The 18,517-nt window shown below is 68.3% G+C and carries 14 protein-coding genes; 7 read left to right on the forward strand and 7 right to left on the reverse strand.

The features are described from left to right. Nucleotides 1-22 precede the first annotated feature (22 nt). A complete protein-coding gene (locus TSH20_RS01790; protein WP_109073115.1) occupies nucleotides 23-2,224 on the reverse strand; it encodes a helicase-related protein in 2,202 nt (733 codons plus the stop codon). Further along, nucleotides 2,221-3,030, reverse strand: coding sequence for an RNA methyltransferase (locus tag TSH20_RS01795; RefSeq protein WP_109073116.1), 810 nt, complete (start codon nucleotides 3,028-3,030; stop codon nucleotides 2,221-2,223). Before TSH20_RS01795 ends, TSH20_RS01790 begins: the two co-directional genes overlap by 4 nt. Before the next feature lie 156 nt (nucleotides 3,031-3,186). On the opposite strand from TSH20_RS01795, the gene TSH20_RS01800 reads away from it, so the two are divergent. Further along, complete coding sequence (locus TSH20_RS01800) at nucleotides 3,187-4,269, forward strand: patatin-like phospholipase family protein (protein ID WP_109073117.1); 1,083 nt, start codon at nucleotides 3,187-3,189, stop codon at nucleotides 4,267-4,269. A gap of 3 nt (nucleotides 4,270-4,272) precedes the next feature. Here TSH20_RS01800 and TSH20_RS01805 read toward each other — a convergent pair whose 3' ends face one another. Further along, nucleotides 4,273-7,398 carry an efflux RND transporter permease subunit gene (locus TSH20_RS01805; protein ID WP_109073118.1) on the reverse strand — a complete coding sequence of 1,042 codons (3,126 nt, stop codon included), beginning with the start codon at nucleotides 7,396-7,398 and terminating at the stop codon, nucleotides 4,273-4,275. 15 nt (nucleotides 7,399-7,413) lie between these two features. Continuing rightward, nucleotides 7,414-8,631 carry an efflux RND transporter periplasmic adaptor subunit gene (locus TSH20_RS01810; protein ID WP_109073119.1) on the reverse strand — a complete coding sequence of 406 codons (1,218 nt, stop codon included), beginning with the start codon at nucleotides 8,629-8,631 and terminating at the stop codon, nucleotides 7,414-7,416. A gap of 374 nt (nucleotides 8,632-9,005) precedes the next feature. Between TSH20_RS01810 and TSH20_RS01815 the strand changes: the two genes are divergently transcribed. The 3 genes from TSH20_RS01815 (at nucleotide 9,006) to TSH20_RS01825 (ending at nucleotide 11,238) form a co-directional block, all read left to right on the forward strand. Then, entirely contained in the window at nucleotides 9,006-10,064 is a 1,059-nt protein-coding gene (locus tag TSH20_RS01815) for a lytic transglycosylase domain-containing protein (RefSeq protein ID WP_247871536.1), read from the forward strand. A gap of 446 nt (nucleotides 10,065-10,510) precedes the next feature. Next, entirely contained in the window at nucleotides 10,511-10,807 is a 297-nt protein-coding gene (locus tag TSH20_RS01820; protein WP_109073169.1) for a hypothetical protein, read from the forward strand. Continuing rightward, the gene (locus TSH20_RS01825) at nucleotides 10,807-11,238 is read left to right on the forward strand and encodes a type II toxin-antitoxin system VapC family toxin (RefSeq protein ID WP_109073121.1); all 432 of its coding nucleotides are present in this window, start codon (nucleotides 10,807-10,809) and stop codon (nucleotides 11,236-11,238) included. Before TSH20_RS01820 ends, TSH20_RS01825 begins: the two co-directional genes overlap by 1 nt. Before the next feature lie 80 nt (nucleotides 11,239-11,318). Here the strand turns inward: TSH20_RS01825 and guaA are convergent, their stop codons facing one another. Together guaA and TSH20_RS01835 are read right to left on the reverse strand one after the other, a co-directional pair. Next, on the reverse strand, nucleotides 11,319-12,887 hold the full coding sequence (guaA, locus tag TSH20_RS01830) for a glutamine-hydrolyzing GMP synthase (protein WP_085089616.1): 1,569 nt from the start codon (nucleotides 12,885-12,887) through the stop codon (nucleotides 11,319-11,321). 36 nt (nucleotides 12,888-12,923) lie between these two features. After that, nucleotides 12,924-13,502: a GNAT family N-acetyltransferase gene (locus TSH20_RS01835; RefSeq protein ID WP_109073122.1), complete on the reverse strand. Its 579-nt coding sequence runs from the start codon at nucleotides 13,500-13,502 to the stop codon at nucleotides 12,924-12,926. A 280-nt stretch (nucleotides 13,503-13,782) separates the two neighbouring features. On the opposite strand from TSH20_RS01835, the gene lptG reads away from it, so the two are divergent. The 3 genes from lptG (at nucleotide 13,783) to pdxA (ending at nucleotide 17,535) form a co-directional block, all read left to right on the forward strand. Then, on the forward strand, nucleotides 13,783-14,877 hold the full coding sequence (gene lptG, locus TSH20_RS01840) for an LPS export ABC transporter permease LptG (protein ID WP_109073123.1): 1,095 nt from the start codon (nucleotides 13,783-13,785) through the stop codon (nucleotides 14,875-14,877). A gap of 172 nt (nucleotides 14,878-15,049) precedes the next feature. Beyond that, nucleotides 15,050-16,510, forward strand: coding sequence for a peptidylprolyl isomerase (locus TSH20_RS01845; protein ID WP_109073124.1), 1,461 nt, complete (start codon nucleotides 15,050-15,052; stop codon nucleotides 16,508-16,510). Further along, nucleotides 16,507-17,535 (forward strand): 4-hydroxythreonine-4-phosphate dehydrogenase PdxA, encoded by a 1,029-nt coding sequence (pdxA, locus tag TSH20_RS01850; protein ID WP_109073125.1) that lies wholly within the window; start codon nucleotides 16,507-16,509, stop codon nucleotides 17,533-17,535. Before TSH20_RS01845 ends, pdxA begins: the two co-directional genes overlap by 4 nt. 86 nt (nucleotides 17,536-17,621) lie before the next feature. On the opposite strand, the gene TSH20_RS01855 is transcribed toward pdxA, so the two are convergent. Then, nucleotides 17,622-18,263 carry an NYN domain-containing protein gene (locus tag TSH20_RS01855; RefSeq protein ID WP_247871537.1) on the reverse strand — a complete coding sequence of 214 codons (642 nt, stop codon included), beginning with the start codon at nucleotides 18,261-18,263 and terminating at the stop codon, nucleotides 17,622-17,624. Nucleotides 18,264-18,517 lie beyond the last annotated feature (254 nt).

Genomic DNA, 18,517 nt, shown 5'->3' on the forward strand with positions numbered 1-18,517 from the left:
CCGGGATGCTCAGAGTCGGCTTTTATCGTCGACGGGGGCCGAAGCGTTTGCGCGGGGCGCCGCGGAAACCGGCGGCGGGCGGCGGTTCGCGGCGGCGGGCGCGGGAGGCCAGCGCTTCGGACAGGCGCTGGCCGATGGCGTCGCGGGCGCTGCGCACGCGGTCGCGGTCGGGCAGGGCGTCCGGGAACTTGCGCGAGGCCCAGAAATAGAGGTCGCAGGCGCGCGATGCAGCCTCCAGCACATCGGCGGCCAGCCCATCGAACCGGGCCGGGATCAGCCGGGCGAGCGGCAGGACCTCCCCCGCCTCCACGGCATCCAGGATGGCGGCGAAGACCTTAGCGTCCTCCGGCTCCTCCAGATCGGCGGGGGCGAGCAGCAGGTCGAGCTTGGCGGCCAGAGCCAGCCGCCGCGCGTCCAGCATCGGCGCAGCGCGGCGAAGCGCCGACAGGTCGGCCAGCCGGAAGGGGGAGCCGGCGGTGGCGGCGCTGCCGAAACACTCCACCAGAAGCCGCGTCTCGGCGCTGTCGATGTGGCTGGCGAGGCGGGCCAGCATGGCGCGGGTCGGTCGGACAGGCAGGGGGGCGTCGGCGCGCAGGCGGCCGTCGGGCGCCTCCAGCAGGCGCTTCAGCGCGGCGGGGGTGCCTCGGGCGATGACGCCGAAATGACCTTCCTCGAACTGGCCGAAGCGGCCGGCGCGGCCGGCGATCTGCTTCACCTCCGTCGCGCTCAGCGGGCGGACGCTGCTGCCGTCGAACTTTTCCAGCGCGGTGAACAGGACGCGGCGGCAGGGCAGGTTCAACCCCATGCCGATGGCGTCGGTCGCCACCACCACGTCGGCCTCCCCGGACAGGAAGCGCGCCGCCTCGCGCCGCCGCACCGCCGGGGCCAGCGCGCCATAGATGGCGGCGACCGACAGGCCTTGCGCCAGCAGCGTGTCGCGGACGCTGTGGACCTCGCGGCGGGAGAAGGCGATCAGCGCGTCGCCGCGTTCCACCTCCGCCCACTCCAGCCGGCGGTCGAGCATCGACAGCGGCGTCTTGCGGTCGAGTTCAACCACCTCCAGCGCCTCGCCGAGATGGGCGGCGGCGCGCTCCACCAGCGGACGGACTTCGGGCGCGCCGAGAATATAGACGGTCTCCGCCGGGACACCCATCAGCGCGGCGGTCCAGGCCCAGCCACGTGCCGGGTCGGCCAGCATCTGGATTTCGTCGATCACCGCGACCTCCACCGGGCGGTCGGGGTCCATCACCTCGATGGTGGAGGCGGTGTGGCGGGCGCCGGGGGTGCGGATCTCCTCCTCGCCGGTGATGAGCGTGGTGGGGGTGCCTTCGGCGTTCAGCCGCTCCATCACCTCCAGCGCCAGCAGGCGCAGCGGCGCCAGATAGACGCCGTCGCGCGCCTCGCGGAGCGCGGTGATGGCGCGGTGGGTCTTGCCGGAGTTGGTCGGGCCGATCACCAGCACCAGCTTGCGGTTCATGCCGCGCGCCACCGGGAACAGCCGCTCGAAGCGGGAGAAGTCGAAATGACGGTCGACATAGAGCCGGCCGCGCGCCTCCGCCCGGTCGCGACGCCACTGGTCGTACTCGCGGTCCCAGCGGTCGAGAAGTTCGTCGGTGTCGGTGCGGTTGCGGGCGGCCTTGCTCAGGCGCTCGGCGAGGCTGGCGAAGCCCCAGTCGGGATCGTCGCCGGCCCGCTCCGCCAGATCGCGCAGCCGGGTGGCGACGCGGGACAGCGCGTCGTCCAGGGCGGCGCGCAGGGTGGGGTCGTGATCGAGCCGTGCCGACAGTTCGGCATCGGACAGGTCCGACAGTTCCAGGGCGTCGAAGGTCCGGGAGACTTGCAGACGGATCGCCGGGGCCATGCCGGGCCAAGGCAACTCGTCGCTGCGGACGGCGCGGACGCGGGTGCGGTCCTCGCAGGACAGCAACGCGGTGTGGGTTCCGGCCAGCGCGCGGCGGCCCTGGGCCAGCAGCGCGTCGCGGCGGTGGGCGCGGTCGATGCGGCCGGTGATCTCCAGCAGGATGGCCTCGCGCCGCTCCGCCGGGACCAGCAGGTCGCGCTTGCCCTTGGGCAGCGGCAGGCCGAGCGGCACCAGCCCGCGCGCCTCGGCGTCATGCATCCGCAGCACGCCGGCGGCCCCCAGCGTCGTCACCTCCGGATGGGCGACGGCGAGGTCGTGGACCAGATGCGGGTCGGCGGCGGGCGTGGTGGTGTCGTCTGTCATGTGGCCTGTCCGGAGGCGATGTGGTGCAGCACGATGCCGCTGGTGGTCGCCACGTTGAGGGAGTCGAAGCCGCCGGCCATCGGAATGCGCACGCTGCGGGCACGGACCAGCAGGGCAGGCGGCAAACCCGGCCCTTCCGACCCGAACAGCAGGGCGGCGCGGCCGGGCGGGGTCAGGGCGGCCAGCGTCTCGGCACCGGCGGGGCTGAGCGCCACCGCCTCGAACCCGAAGCGGTCGAGCAGGGCAAGCGGGTCCTCGCCGGCGGCGAGCTTGGCCGTCGGCACCAGCAGGGTCGCCCCCACCGAAACGCGGATCGCCTTGCGGTAGAGCGGGTCGCAGCAGCCGGAATCGAGGATCACCGCATCGGCGCCGAAGGCAGCGGCGTTGCGGAAGATGCCGCCCATATTGTCGTGGTTGCCGATGCCGAACAGCATGACGATCCGGGCGACCGGGCCGCAGGCACCCAGCAGGTCGGCCGCGCTCGGTACGTCGATCTTCTCGCCGACTGCCAGGATGCCGCGGTGCAGCGGAAAGCCGGCGATGCGGTCGAGCACCGCTTGTGTGGCGGTGTAGACGGGGGTGTCCGGGGGCAGGGCCGCCAGCATCGGCTCCAGCGCCGTCACCCGCTTGTCGGCGATCAGCAGCGAGCGGGGGCGATACCGGGTAGACTGGACGAGACTGCGCACCACCACCGCCCCCTCGGCGATGAACAACCCATCGCGGCCGACGAGATCGCGCTCCCGCACGTCGCGGTAGGGTTCGATGCGCGGGTCCTCGGGATCAATGATCGGAATGATGGTGGGCAAGTGGCGGCTCGGCGTCGGAGGTGTGCGCCTACTTAGTGCATGTGGGGGCGGGTTTCCAATGCCGTGGCGCCTGCCTCCATGGGCATACCCCCTTGCCGATGCAAAAGTCTCTTCTCATGTTGCGACGCAGCATTAGTAGTTGGAGACGTGCCGGACATGACCATGATCCGAAGGCTGTGGAACCGCATGCGCGGCCGGACGAAGCCGGCGCCGCGCGCTCTGCCGGCGGAACCGCTGGAATTGTCGGGGCCGGGGCCGATGCTGGCCCTGCCGCGGCCCAAGCCGACGCTGGCGCTGGCGTTGCAGGGCGGCGGCGCGCATGGCGCCTTCACCTGGGGCGTGCTCGACCGGTTGCTGGAGGAGGACATCCGGCTGGTCGGCGTCAGTGGCGCTAGCGCCGGTGCGATGAACGCGGCGATGCTGGTGCAGGGCTGGACAAGGGGCGGTCGCGACGGCGCCCGGGCCGAACTGGCGAATTTCTGGGAGCGGGTGAGCGCCGCCGGGCGGCTGGGGCCGATCCGGCCGAGCGTGACCGACCGGCTGCTCGGCCGCTGGAACGTCGATCACGCGCCGGGGACCCATCTGGTCGACTGGGCGCGGCGCTGGGTCACCCCCTATCAGACGCAGGCGGCCGATTTCCACCCGCTGCGCGGCTTGCTGACCGAGATGGTGGAGCCTGACCTGATCCGGCGGAGCGGGCTGCGGCTGTTCGTCAGCGCCACCAACGTGCGCAGCGGTGCCTTGCGGCTGTTCGACGAGACGGAGGTGGAAGTCGACCATCTATTGGCCTCCGCCTGCCTGCCGCACCTGTTCCGCGCGGTGCGGATCGACGGGCAGGAGTATTGGGACGGCGGCTATCTCGCCAATCCGCCACTGTCGCCGCTGGCGGAGGCCTGTCCCGGCGCCGACCTGATGGTGGTGACGATCAATCCTCTTACCTGCGGCACGACCCCGGAGGATCCGGCCGGCATCGCCGCCCGGCTGAACCAGATCACCTTCAACGCCGCCCTGCTGCAGGAGATGCGCTGTCTGTCTGCCCTTCCCGATGCCCCGCGCCTGCACCTGATCGGCGCCGACGAGCATTTGCAGGACCTGGGCCTCTATTCGAAGCTTATGACCGACTGGAGCTTCCTGAACTGGCTGCGCGACGCCGGGCGCGAGGCGGCGGGGCGCTGGGTGGAGGAGAATCTCGGCCGCGTCGGCGTGGAAGGCACCGCCCGGTCGCCCGCGCTGGCCTGACGCTCACTCCGCCGGGTGCTGCTGGGCGTCCGGATCGGTGTGGGCGAACCAGCGCTTCATCCGGCGCGACAGCCCATCCAGATAGGTTAGCGCCACCGGCACCACCAGCAGCGTCAGGATGGTGGAGGACAAGAGGCCGCCGATCACCGCATGGGCCATCGGCGCCCGCTGCTGCGCGCCTTCGCCGATGCCGAGCGCCAGCGGGATCATGCCGAAGATCATTGCCGCGGTGGTCATCACGATGGGGCGCAGGCGGATGATGCCGGCCTCCACCAGTGCATCGTGCAGGCTGGCGCCGCGTTTGCGCGCCTGGTTGGCGAAATCGACCAGCAGGATGGCGTTCTTGGTCACCAGACCCATCAGCATGATGAAGCCGATGGCGCTGAAGATGTTCAGCGTCGATCCCGCCACCAGCAGGCCCAGGAACACGCCGACCAGCGACAGCGGCAGCGAGGCCATGATGGCGAGCGGTTGCAGGAAGCTGCCGAACTGCGAGGCCAGGATCAGGTAGATCAGGATGACGGCGAGCGCCAGCGCCTGCGCCGCATAGCCGCTGGTCTCCGCGATGTCCTTGGTCGATCCGCCGAAGACGATGCGGTAGCCGGGCGGCAGTTCGATCTTCGCCAATGCCGCCTGCAATTCGCGTCCGGCGTCGCCGGCGGCGCGGCCCTGGACGTTGGCCTGGACATTCACCTCGCGCTGCAGATCGCGCCGGTTGATCTGCGAGGCGCCGAGCGTCGTCGTCACATCCGCCACCTGGGACAGCGGGATCATGCGCGGCGTGTCGGCGACGTCTCTCCCACCCGACAGATAGATGCGGTCGAGGTCGGCGCGACCGGCACGGTCGGCCTCCGGCAGGCGGACCAGCACGTCGTAGCTCTCGCCGTCCGGCGCCTTCCAACTCGACACCGTATCGCCGGCGAACAGCGGGCGCAGCGTGTCGGCCACCTTGGTGGTGCTGATGCCGAGGTCGCTGGCAAGGTCGCGCTCCAGCCGGACGGCGAGCGTCGGCTTGGCCGCCTTCAGCGTGCTGTCGACATCCACGAAGCCGGGGATGGCGCGCATGGCGCCGATGACCTTCTGCGACAGCCGATCCAATTCGGCGATGTCGCGGCCCTGCACCGACACCTGGATCTGCTTCTGCACGCCGCCGACGCCGGGGATGGCGATGCCCATGGTGACGCCGGGGATCGCCGACAGCCGTTGGCGCAGCAGCGGGGCGAGGTCGTTCGGCGAGCGCTTGCGTTGGTCGATGGGAACATAGCGCAGATAGATGCTGCCGCGGTTGTGGCCGATCGACACGCCGGTATTGACGGTGCTGTAGGTGTAGGCGATTTCCGGGAACTCGCGGATCGCCGCCTCGACCTGTTTGGTCTTGGCGGTGGTCGCGGCGAGCGATGAGCCGACGGGGGTTTCCACCTCGACGATCTGCTCGCCCAGGTCGGCGGCGGGGACGAACTCCACGCCGATGCGCGGGACCAGCAGGAAGCTGCCGAAGAAGATCGCCAGTGCCGCGATCATCACCACCCAGCGCCGGCGCAGTCCCCAGCGCAGCAGCCGGCCATAGCCGTGCGAGACGGCGGTGAAGCCGCGTTCGAACGCTGCCGCGAAGCGGCCGAAGATGGAGCGGCCGTGTTTGCCGTGCGCCGCCGGGTCGTACCACACGCTCGACAGCATGGGGTCGAGCGTGAAGGAGACGAACAGCGAAATCAGCACCGCCGCCGAGACGGTGATGCCGAATTGCAGGAAGAAGCGGCCGATGATGCCGCCCATGAAGGCGACCGGCAGGAACACCGCGACGATGGTGAGCGTGGTCGCCAGAACCGCCAGCCCGATCTCCGCCGTGCCGTCGAGCGCCGCCTGCCGGTGGCCCTGGCCGCGGGCGAGGTGGCGCATGATGTTCTCGCGCACCACGATGGCGTCGTCGATCAGGATGCCGATGGCGAGCGACAGCGCCATCAGCGTCATCATGTTCAGCGTGAAGCCCATCGCCGCCAGCATCCCGAAGGTGCCGAGCACGGCGACCGGCAGGGTCAGGGCGGTGATGACCGTGCTGCGCCAGGACCCCAGGAAGACCATGACGATCAGGATGGTCAGGATGCCGCCCTCGACCAGCGTCTTCTGCACGTTGCTGAGCGAGTTGGTGATGCCGCGGGAGCTGTCACGCACCACCGCCAGCGTCACGTCCGGCGGCAGGGAGCCGTTGGTCCGCAGATCCCCGATCGCCGCCTGCAGGCCGCGCGCGACCTCCACCGTGTTGGCGCCCTGGACCTTGACCACATCGACGGCCAGCGCCGGGTTGCCGTTCAGCAGGGCGGCGGAGTCCTGCTCCTCCTGCCCGTCGACCACCTCGGCGACCTGACCCAGCCGCACCGGGCTGTTGCCGCGGCGGGCGACGATCAGGTCCAGCAGGTCGCGCGGATTGCGGACGCGCCCCTCCACCTGCACCACGCGCTCCCGCCCCTGGCCGGTGACGGTGCCAGCGGGAACGTCCTGGTTCTCACCGGTGACGGTGGCGATCACCTCGTCGACGCCTACGTTCAGCGCCTCCAGCTTTTCCGGCTTCAGGCGGACCAGGATCTGGCGCTTCACCCCGCCGGCGATGGTCGCCTTGCCGACGCCGCGGACATTCTGCAGGCGCTTCAGGATGATCTGGTCGGTCAGCGTGGTGAGGTCGCGCAAGGACCGCAGGTCGGAGGTGACGGCGATGGACAGGATCGGCTGGTCGTCCGGGTTGAACCGGGTGATCTGCGGATCCTTCACCTCGTCCCGGAAAGTGGCGCGGATGGCCGAGACCTTCTCGCGCACGTCCTGCAATGCCTGGACCGAGGAGGTCTTCAGCTCGAACTCCGCGATCACCACCGACTGCCCCTCGTATGAGCGCGAGGTCAGGGTCTTGATGCCGGCGATGGTGTTGATCGCATCCTCGACCGGCCGGGTGATGTCGGTCTCCACCGTCTCCGGGCTGGCGCCGGGATAGCTGGTGCTGACCACCACCACCGGGAAATCGACGTCGGGAAACAGGTCGACGCCCAGCCGGTTGTAGGAGAAGAGGCCGAGCACCATCAGCGCCACCATCATCATGGTGGCGAAGACCGGGTTGTCGACGCTGATGCGGGTGATCGGCATGGCGGCTGCTCCCGATCAGGTGCCGGCAATCGTGACGGGCCGGCCGGCGGTCAGGCCGGGCAGGTTGCCGGTGACCACGCGGTCGCCCGGTGCCAGCCCCTCCACCTGCACCAGATCGCCGCGCGCCCACGATCCCACGCGCGTGACGGGCCGGCGCTCGGTGCGGCCATCGGTGATGACCAGAACGAAATCGCCTCGCTCGTCATGGCGGACGGCGACCGGCGGCACGGCGATGGCGCCCGATGCCTGCGCCACCAGAACCTCGCCACTGGCGAACATGCCCCCGCGCAAAGCGCCGTCCTTGTTGTCGATCGTCACATAGACGGGAATGGCGCGCGACCCCGCCCGCGCCATGGGGTTGATGCGGGCGACGCGGCCGGCGAACTCCCGCTCGCCGAAGCCTTCCACCCGCAGGGTCGCGGCTTGGCCGACGGCGAGCCGCGCCACCTGCTCCGCCGGGACGGTCGCCTCGACCTCCACCCGGGACAGGTCGACGATGGTGAACATGGCGGCGTTCACCGCCAGATTTTCCCCCGGATTGACGGAGCGGGTGGCGACCATGCCGTCGATGGGGCTGACCACCACCGCGTCGCGCAGGGCCTTGCGCGCCAGTTCCACCTGGGCGGCCAGCGCATCGACCTGCGCGCGCTGGAAGCCGAAGCTGCTTTCGGCCTGATCCAGGCTGGTGTCGGAAACGATGTTGCTGCGGTTCAGCGTGCGGTTCTTGGACAACGTCTTTTCGGCCAGCACCATCTGGGCGCGGGCGCCCTCCAGATTGGCCTGCTTCTCGTTCAGGCGGGCGGTCAGCTCGACCGTGTCGAAGCGGGCCAGCACATCGCCGCGGCGGACCGCCTGCCCCTCGCGCACCAGCACCTCGGCCAGCCTCGCGGCCACTTCGGCCTTCACCGCCGACTGCTCCATGGGGGAAACGGAACCACTGAGGCGCACGGTTTCCGTCAGCGCGCGCGGCGCGACGGCCGTCACTTCCAACGCCGTCAGTTCCACCGGCCGTTCCGCCGCCGGGACAGACGGAGCAGGGGGAAGGGCCGCCGGGCTGCTTGCACGCCACAGGGCAACCCCGCCGCCGGCCGCGAGCACGACCAGAAGGACCAGCAACAGCCGGCCGAACCGCCGCCGCGGACGGGGCGGGGGCGGGGCATCGCCCTGCGGCGGAGACCGCTGGGGCTGCAAAGGCTGGGGAGCCGGTGTGAAGGTCCGTTGCGGGGCGGTCATGATCGTCGATCCAATTCGGCCGGCCCAAGGCGATCAACAAGGCTTGCGGTCAAGGCGGCGTCGGTTGAGGGCGTGGCCGGTGCCCTCCATTAGGGGTGGCGCGGATGTTCCGTCAAGGTTCTCATTGTCGCGCCCTATGACAGGATGGGAGCACGGGATGGTCCTATCCAGATGGGCAGCGAAGATTGGCATACCAGCATTTGCCAAAAATCCTAATTGTCGACTTCGTTACAAGGGATAAATCGGGCAACTTTGAGGCATCTTCGGGACAGGATTCGACAAACGGCCGTGATGTCGCTTGACAGGCGTGGCCTATACATTGAAAAGCGATCCAACTCTTGTCCCGCCCGCGCCAACAGCACGGAAATTCACTCGTGGTCATACGAAACCTCGCGACGATCAACGCCGCCGGTGCAATGCTGTGCCTCGCCCTCGGTCTGGCCGGCTGCGCCTCCGAAGCGCCGCAGGTGCAGACGGCCCCGCCGGTCGAAGCCGCCTATGTACCGGACCCGAACGATCCGCTGTCGCGCTGGGTCCCGCTGATCCGCGAGGCTTCCCAGAAATACGACATGCCGGAGAAATGGATCCGCGCGGTGATGATGCGCGAGAGCAATGGCCGTGCGACCACCAACAGCGGCAAGGTGCTGACCAGCTCCGCCGGGGCAATCGGGCTGATGCAGGTGATGCCCGGCACCTATGAGCTGATGCGGACCCAGTACGGTCTCGGTCCCGACCCGTCGAACCCGCGCGACAACATCATGGCCGGCACCGCGTATCTGCGCGAGATGTACGACCTGTTCGGCGCTCCCGGTTTCCTGGCCGCCTACAATTGCGGCCCCGCCTGCTATGCCCAGCATCTGGCCGGCAAGCAGCGGCTGCCGCGCGAGACGAAGATGTATCTGGCGGCCCTGACCCCGGTTCTGCGCGGCGCAGCGCCGCGCGAGCCGTCGCAGGCCGCCGGCGCCTCGGCCATCGAGGTCGCGGTGGTGCCGGACGACGCGCCGAAGCCGCAAGGCGGCAGGCCGACCGCCCCGCCGCAGCGGTCCGAGCCGGCGCCGGTCGTCGTCGCCTCCGCCGCGCCGGACTCCCGCGCCCCCGAATCCCGTGCGGTCGAGCCGCGCCGAATGGAACCGCATCCGGCCGAGCCGAAACTCGCCGATCCAGCCCCGGCACCCGTCGCGGTGGCATCACTGCCCGCACCCGTGCTGTCCGCCGCCAAGCCGGTCCAGGTCGCCAGTCTCGACTCGGCGCCGCCGACCACGCATCGGGTCAGCCCGCAATTCACCACGCAGGTCGCCGAAGCGCTGCTTCCCCCGCAATCGGTCGGCAAGGGCGAGCGCGTGGTGATGCGCTTCGTCTCCCAGCGCGCCGACGGCTGCGGCAGCCTCGCCGGCCGCGACCGCGCCTGCGTCGCGCTAGCCGACGCACGGTAGGACAAAAGAAGGTGGCCGGCCGCTTTTCCCCGTTGCGGGAAAGCAGGGCCGGCCTCCGTCCTCTCAGCGTCAGCTGAGCGATTTTTTTGCGCCCTTGCGGTCTGATTTGATCCGTATCACTTACGGATCGCCTCACCACTGGCATAACGGTGAGATGGACCGGTCCGAACACACATCCAGCCCATATCCCCCCTGCAGCTGTTGCGGTGAAGAGGTGCTGCTTGGCGAGCCCATGTATTGGACGCCGGAGCGGCCGGGTCATGTCTGGCACGACCTCTGCGCCCAAAGAGAGGGGATGCTGCCATCCAGCCCCAAGCCAATCCGCGGCAAACGGCGCAGTCTCAGGACGCAGACGGTCGAGTCGCTGTTTTGAACGACTTGCGACATTCCCCTCACTTGTCCGGGGCGGGAGCGCCGGCTAAATTGGGGTGAGGCAGGGGGTGACGATGACCAATCCGCAACGCCGATCGACCCATGAGCACCCATCTGCCGGCGATGACGGCTTGACCCGCTTTCAGGTCGTGGGGCGCGGCAGCGACCGCGACCTGATCCGCAAGTTGGCGCGGAGGCTGGCGGAGGATACTGCGGAGGCGGCGACGCTTCGGGCGGTGGTCACCCGATCGGTGGCCGGTGAACCACCATCGAAAGGCGGCATCCTTGCCGCATTGCGGCGGTCTCCCATGGTTGATGCGGACATCGATCTGAGCCGTTCGCATGAGAGCGGACGTTCCGTGGATTTTTAATGCGCTTCCTGCTCGACACCAACATCATCAGCAACATCGTCAAGCCGACACCATCGCCGTCGCTGATGGCTTGGATGGTCAGGCAGACCGACGAGGATCTTTATATCGCTGCGCTGACGGTGGCGGAAATCCGCCGTGGCATATTGCAAATGCCGGTGGGCAAGCGGCGAGATCTGCTCGACACTTGGTTTTCCGGGCCGGAAGGACCTCAAGCCCTATTTGCCGGCCGAGTCCTACCCTTCGATGAGCGGGCCGCGCTTGTCTGGGCGCGGTTGATGGCGGACGGTTCGGCGGCCGGTCGCCCACGCAGTGCGCTGGACACCATCATTGCGGCTGTAGCGGAGGCCAACGGCTGTATCGTCGTCACCGACAATGAGAAGGATTTTGCCGGGGTTGAGATCCTCAATCCGCTGAGGGACCATCCCCATTGAAGAACTGCCCGGACCACTGGGATCCGGGCAGTCTGTTCTTCAATATTCAAAATTGAGGTGTGGACTCACTCCCACTCGCCTCATTCCCACTCGATGGTCCCCGGCGGCTTCGACGTGATGTCGTAGACGACGCGGTTGACGCCGCGGACCTCGTTGACGATGCGGTTGGACACGCGCGCCAGGAAGTCGTGGGGGAAGGGGTACCAGTCGGCGGTCATGCCGTCGGTGGAGGTCACGGCGCGCAGAGCCAGCACATGGTCGTAGGTGCGGCCGTCACCCATCACGCCGACGGTGCGGACCGGCAGCAGAACGGCGAAAGCCTGCCAGATCGCGTCGTAGAGGCCGGCGTTGCGGATTTCCTCCAGATAGATCGTGTCGGCCTTGCGCAGGATCTCCAGCTTCTCCGGCGTGATCTCGCCGGGGACGCGGATGGCGAGGCCCGGGCCGGGGAAGGGGTGGCGGCCGATGAAGGCCGGCGGCAGGCCGAGTTCGCGGCCCAAAGCGCGCACCTCGTCCTTGAACAGCTCGCGCAGCGGCTCGACCAGCTTCAGCTTCATCCGCTCCGGCAGGCCGCCGACATTGTGGTGAGACTTGATGGTGACCGACGGACCGCCGGTGAAGGACACGCTCTCGATCACGTCGGGGTAGAGGGTGCCCTGGGCCAGGAACTCCGCACCGCCGACCTTGGCGCTCTCCTCGTCGAAGACGTCGATGAACAGGCCGCCGATGATCTTGCGCTTCTGCTCCGGATCGGTGACGCCGGCCAGCTTGCCCAGGAACAGGTCCGATGCCTCGCGGTGAACCAGCGGGATGTTGTAGTGGTCGCGGAACAGCCGCACGACCTCTTCCGACTCGCCGGCGCGCATCAGGCCGGTGTCGACGAAGATGCAGGTCAGTTGATCGCCGATGGCCTCGTGGATCAGCACGGCCGCGACCGACGAATCGACGCCGCCGGACAGGCCGCAGATCACCTTGCCCTTGCCGACCTGGGCGCGGATCTTCTCGATGGCCTGCTGCTTGAACGCGGCCATGGTCCAGTCGCCCTTGATGCCGGCGACGCGGTGGACGAAGTTCGCCAGCAACTGGGCGCCGTGCGGGGTGTGGACCACCTCCGGGTGGAACTGCACGCCATACATGCGGCGCTGGTCATTGGCGATGGCGGCGAAGGGGGCGCCATCGCTGACCGCCACGGCGCGGAAGCCGTCGGGTAGGGCGGTGACACGGTCGCCGTGGCTCATCCACACCTGTTCCTTCGATCCGACCTCCCACAGCCCGTCGAACAGGGCGCAGGGCTCCTTGATCTCGATGAAGGCGCGGCCGAATTCGCGGTGGTCGGAGCCGGAGACGTTGCCGCCCAGCTGCTGGCACATCGTCTGCTGGCCATAGCAGATGCCGAGCACCGGGACCTTCAGGTCGAACACCGCCTGCGGCGCGCGCGGGCCGTTCGCCTCGGTGACGGAGGCCGGGCTGCCGGACAGGATGATGGCCTTCGGGTCATACTCGCGGATACGCTCGTCGCTCATGCCGAAGGGATGGATTTCGCAATAGACCCCGCTCTCGCGCACACGGCGGGCGATGAGCTGGGTGACCTGCGACCCGAAATCGAGAATGAGGACGCGTTCGGCGGAAAGGGAAGCGGCGCTGGACATCGACGAATCCTGATGCGGGGGACTCAAGGCCCCTCACTACCGCACCTCCGGCCCCGCCGACAAGCGTGCAAGCGGCGTCAGGTCGCGCCAGCCATAGGCGATCTCCACCAGATCGGTGCTGGCGAAGCGGATCGGCCGCTCCGCCACCTTGATCCCGCCCAACCGTTCGTAGAACCAGCGCGACGGGTTGTCGCGCAAGCACCACACCGCGGCCGACCGGACGCCGGCCGCCAGGAAACGGTCGGCCATCGCCGCCATCAGCCGCCGGCCGATGCCGTAACCCTTTGCATCGTCAAGCAGATAGAGCGCGTGGAACTCACCCGCGTGGCCCTGCACCGCGACCCGCCGCGTGCCGAAGGAGGCGATGCCGACGATGGTGCCGGGGGCGGCGATCCCGCCAGCGACATCGACGGCGACGAAGGCGCCCTGGCCGGGGCCGCGCGTCTCGGCGATGGCTGCCCAGCGCTGGGCGGCGGCCGGTTCGGACAGGTTGACCAGGAACTGCGCCGGGATCAGGCCGGGATAGGTCGACCGCCAGCTCTGCACATGGACGCGGGCCATGCCGTCGGCATCCGACGCGCGCGCCTGGCGGATTGCGACCGTGGTGTCCGTCATCGACCGACCCTCCCGTGCAGCCTCTATACCAACAGTTTGGGGTGCGGATGCAGGAAGTCCAGCCGGAAAAGGAGGCAGGAATGCGTCACCAACGATAGGGCCGCGCGATTGGCGGGAGGGAGGCCTGCCCCCGGCCCGGTTGTCATCGCGCCGCAACAGGGGTAAACAGCCGGGACTGTTCCGGCGGGGGCCCGCACCGATCCAATCGGGCGGGGCCGCGCCGGTCCGCCTCAAGCGCCATGGCGGCGCGCCGGGCGGGGCTCCGGAGACCGGACACCGCATGTATTCCTCGCCTACGCTTTCCCGTTACATCGGGCGGCAGTTCATCGTCTGGTTCTGCTTGCTGATGGTGATCCTGCTCGCCATCGTGCTGCTGCTGGACACGGTGGAGTTGCTGCGCCGCGCCGGCACCAAACCACATGTGACCTTCGGGCTGGTGGTGGAAATGGCGCTGCTGAAGCTGCCGGAGATCGGGCAGCAGATCTTCCCCTTCGTCATCCTGTTCGCGGGCATGTTCACCTTCTGGCGGCTGACGCGCAGCGCCGAGCTGGTGGTCGCCCGCGCCGTCGGCGTTTCGGCCTGGCAATTCCTGATGCCGGTGATGTTCGCCGCCGCCGCCATCGGCGTGGTGAAGGTGACGCTGATCAATCCGGTCGGCGCCGTGTTCATCGCCAAGTACGAGCAGTTGCAGGACCGCTATCTGAAACTGCAGTCGAGCACGCTGAACATCTCGCGCTCCGGCCTGTGGCTGCGCCAGACCAACGAGAAGGAACAGTTCTTCATCCATTCGGAGCTGGTCAATCCGGTGACCTTCGAGCTGTCGAATGTCATCGTCTTCCTGTTCGATGCCGATCAGAACTATCTCGGCCGCGTCGACGCGCCCAGTGCCGAACTGAAGGACCGCAAGTGGGAACTGCAGGACGCCGTTCTGAACCGGGCCAAGAAGGATCCGGAGAAGCTCGACAGCTACACGATCCCGACCGAGTTGGACATGGCCACCATCGAGGAGAGCTTCGCCCCGCCGGAGACGATCTCCTTCTGGGAGCTGCCGCGCTTCATCCACACGCTGGAGACCACGGGCTTCCCCGCTGTGCGGCACCGGCTGCATTACCAGTCGCTGCTGGCCCAGCCCTTCCTGTTCCTGGCGATGGTGCTGTTTGCCGCCGCATTCTCGCTGCGGCTGCCAAGGCGCGGCGGGACGATGGCGATGGTCACCGGCGGTGTGCTGACCGGATTCGTCCTGTTCGTGATGACCGACGTGGTCCGCACCTTCGGCATGTCGGAGACGATCCCCATCGTGATGGCGGCCTGGAGTCCCGCCGGCATCAGCCTGCTGCTGGGAACCGCGGCCCTTCTTCATCTGGAGGACGGCTGACGGAAAATGACCGGATGGGGGTGGGGCCATTCGCCGCAAAGCGACCGGTTATCCCCTTCGGTCATAATTCCGCCCAGTTGGTTTCGCACTGAATGGCAAGGTCCGATTCCGTTTGCATGGGGCACCGGCCCCACCGTAATAACGGGCGACCCGTTTTTGGAGCTTGAGCAGCATGTCGAGTTTGCGAGCCGTCCGGACCACCGTCGCCGTGGCGACCGCCTGCGCGCTTCTGGCCCTGCCCGCCGCGGCGCAGTCCGTCAAGGCGGCCGCCGGCGCTGCGGCCCCCCGGCCGACCGACCAGGGCACGCAGGTGGCGCGGGCTCCGGGGTCGGAAGGCATCGCCGCCGTGGTGAATGACGAGGTCGTCTCGGTTTCGGACGTCAACGCCCGCATCCGCATGGCTCTGCTGAACGCCGGTGCCGCCGGCAATCCGGAGACGATCAAGCGCCTGACCCCGCAGGTGATGCGCCTGCTGATCGACGAGCGCCTGCAGATGCAGGAGGCCAAGCGCCTCGGCATCACGGTGTCCGCCTCCGAGATCGAGGACGCCATCAAGCGCATCGCCGAGCAGAACCGGATGAATGGCCAGCAGCTTCAGGAAACCCTGAAGCGGCAGAATGTCCCGGTCTCCACCCTGAAGGATCAGATTCGCGCGCTGCTTGGCTGGCAGAAGGTGATGCAGCGCCGCATCCGTCAGGAGGTCGTCGTCGGCGAGGATGAGATCGACGCGGCGATGGAGCGGCTGAAGGCCAACATCGGCAAGCCGGAATATCTGGTCGCCGAGATCTTCCTGGCGGTGGATAGCCCCGACCAGGACGACGAGGTGCGCCGCAATGCCGAACGTCTGGTCGAAGAGGTGAAGCGCGGCGGCAACTTCGCCGCGCTGGCCCGCCAGTTCTCGCAGTCGGCCGGCGCGGCGTCGGGCGGCGATCTTGGCTGGGTGCGCAGCGGCGAACTGTCGCCCGAGGTCGACAAGGCGCTGGCCGGGATGCGGGGCGGGCAGCTGTCGGCGCCGATTCGTACAGCCACCGGCTATCATATCCTGCTGGTGCGCGGCCAGCGGCCCTTCGGCAGCAGCGGCGGCGAAGTTCCGATGCCGGTCGCCCAGCCGCCGGCGCCCCGTCCGCAGGCGCGGCCCGACGTGGCCAAGGCCACCGTCAACATGAAGCAGATCATCATCCCGATCGAATCCAAGGAGCAGGCCAAGGCCGTTAAGGAACAGGCCGAGAAGCTGCGCAAGTCGATCAAGAGCTGCTCCGACTTCCAGGCCCGAGCCAAGGAAACCGGCATGCCGGAATCGGGCGACATGGGCACCATGCGGGTCAAGGACATGGCGCCGGGCCTGCAGAACCTTGCGCTGGGAATCCCGCTGGGGCAGGCCAGCCCGGTGCTGATGAGCCCGGCCGCCGCGGTGATCCTGATCGTCTGCAAGCGCGACATGCCGATGATCCAGCCGCCGCCGCAGGCGCAGCCGGCTCCGCCGCCGCCGGCGGCGCCGACTCCGATCAAGGAGGCCAAGCTGCCCGGCCGCGACGAGATCGAGCGCGAGCTGATCGCCGAGCGGGCGGAACTGCTGTCGCGCCGTTATCTCCGCGACCTGCGCCGCACCGCCTTCATCGAGACGCGCCTGTGACCGCCGCCCCGCCGGACAAAGTGCCGCTGGCTCTCACCATGGGAGAGCCGGCCGGCATCGGCGGGGACATCACGCTGAAGGCCTGGGCGGCCCGGCATGAGGCCGGCTTGCCGCCCTTCGTCGTTCTCGACGACCCTACGCGGCTGGCGGCGCTCGCCGCGAAGCTCGGGCTGGCGGTTCCGGTCCAGGCGGTATCGTCGCCGGACGAGGCTGTGGCGCTGTTCGACAGTGCGCTGCCGGTTCTGCCGGTGGGGCTCGGTACCGCTGTCATCGCCGGAAAACCTGACCCTGCCAATGGTGCGGCGGTGATCGCCAGCATCGACCGGGCGGTCGCCCTGGTGCAGGGAGGCCAAGCGGCGGCCGTGGTCACCAACCCGATCCAAAAATCCTCGCTCTACGCCGCCGGCTTCCGTCATCCCGGCCACACCGAATATCTGGCGCATCTCGCCGGACTGGCCGACGAGCCGATCATGATGCTGGCGGCAGCCGATCTGCGGGTGGTGCCGGTCACCATCCATGTCTCGGTGCGTGACGCGGTGACCCTGCTGACCACAGAGGCCATCGTTCATGCCGGCCGCGTCACCGCGGCTTCACTGGCGCGTGACTTCGGCATCGAGCGGCCGAGGCTGGCCGTCGCCGGGCTCAATCCCCATGCGGGGGAGGGTGGGGCGATGGGCCGCGAAGAGATCGACATCATCGAGCCGGCGATCGCCATCCTGCGCGCGGACGGCATCGACGTTTCCGGCCCGCGCCCGCCCGACACCATGTTCCACGCCGCCGCCCGCCGCGGCTATGACGCCGCGTTGTGCATGTACCATGATCAGGCGCTGATCCCGGTGAAGACGGTGGATTTCGACGGCGGCGTGAACATCACGCTGGGGCTGCCCTTCGTCCGCACTTCGCCCGATCACGGGACCGCGCTGGACATCGCCGGCACGGGCGTCGCCAACGCGACCAGCCTGATCGCGGCGCTGAAAACGGCCGACCGGATGGCACGGAACCGGCGCCGGGTGAGTGCCCCCTAGCCGCGGCACTACCGAACAAATCGCTGCCACGAATGAAAAAGGAGCGCTCGTGCGCTCCTTTTTTCATGGACGGCCTTCCGGTGCGATCAGCCCCGGTCGTCGGGATCGTACATCGTCGGCCCACCCTGTTGGTCATGGTGGGACGGCGCCTGCTCGCGGTGATGGTGGGTGCGGGCGATGAAGGGCGCCAGTTCCTGGAGTTCGATGAAGTTGTCGGCCTGACGGCGCAGTTCGTCGGCGACCATCGGCGGCTGCGAGCGGACGGTGCTGACGACGCTGAAGCGCACGCCCTTGCGCTGTACCGCCTCCACCAGCCGGCGGAAGTCGCCGTCGCCGGAGAAGAGCAGGATGTGATCGACATGGTCGGCCATCTCCATCACGTCGATGGCCAGCTCAATGTCCATATTGCCCTTGATCTTGCGCCGGCCCGATGCGTCGGTGAATTCCTTGGTCGGCTTGGTGACCATGGTATAGCCGTTGTAGTCGAGCCAGTCGACCAGCGGACGAATCGGGGAGTATTCCTGGTCTTCGACCAGCGCGGTGTAGTAGAAGGCGCGAACCAGCCGGCCTTCCCCGGCGAACCCGTCACGCAACCTTTTGTAATCAATGTCGAAGCCCAACGAACGCGCTGCGGCGTAGAGGTTGGCGCCGTCTATGAACAGAGCGAGACGCTCTTCCTTGTAAAACAACTTGCTGACATCACGCGGCAAAGTCGAATTGCGGTCCAATGCCAGGATCCTTCCATCGTTGCTTGTGAAAAAATGCATGGATTACGCGGAAAGACCCGCGTTCCAATTTTGAAATCTAGTGTATTGGACGCGAACATACAAGGGGGCAGCGGCCACCGACTGTTCCGGGACACCACATTGATGTATAGGGACATTTTTCTGGGGCGTTCCCCTGGCGCAATGCAGCAGCGCTGTCGTTCGCGCTTGCACCTATCGGGCCACATCCATATAGTCTAGAGCCTCCTATGACTCCG

Origin of the sequence: Azospirillum sp. TSH20 (genome assembly GCF_003115935.1) — a bacterium.
GTDB lineage: Bacteria > Pseudomonadota > Alphaproteobacteria > Azospirillales > Azospirillaceae > Azospirillum.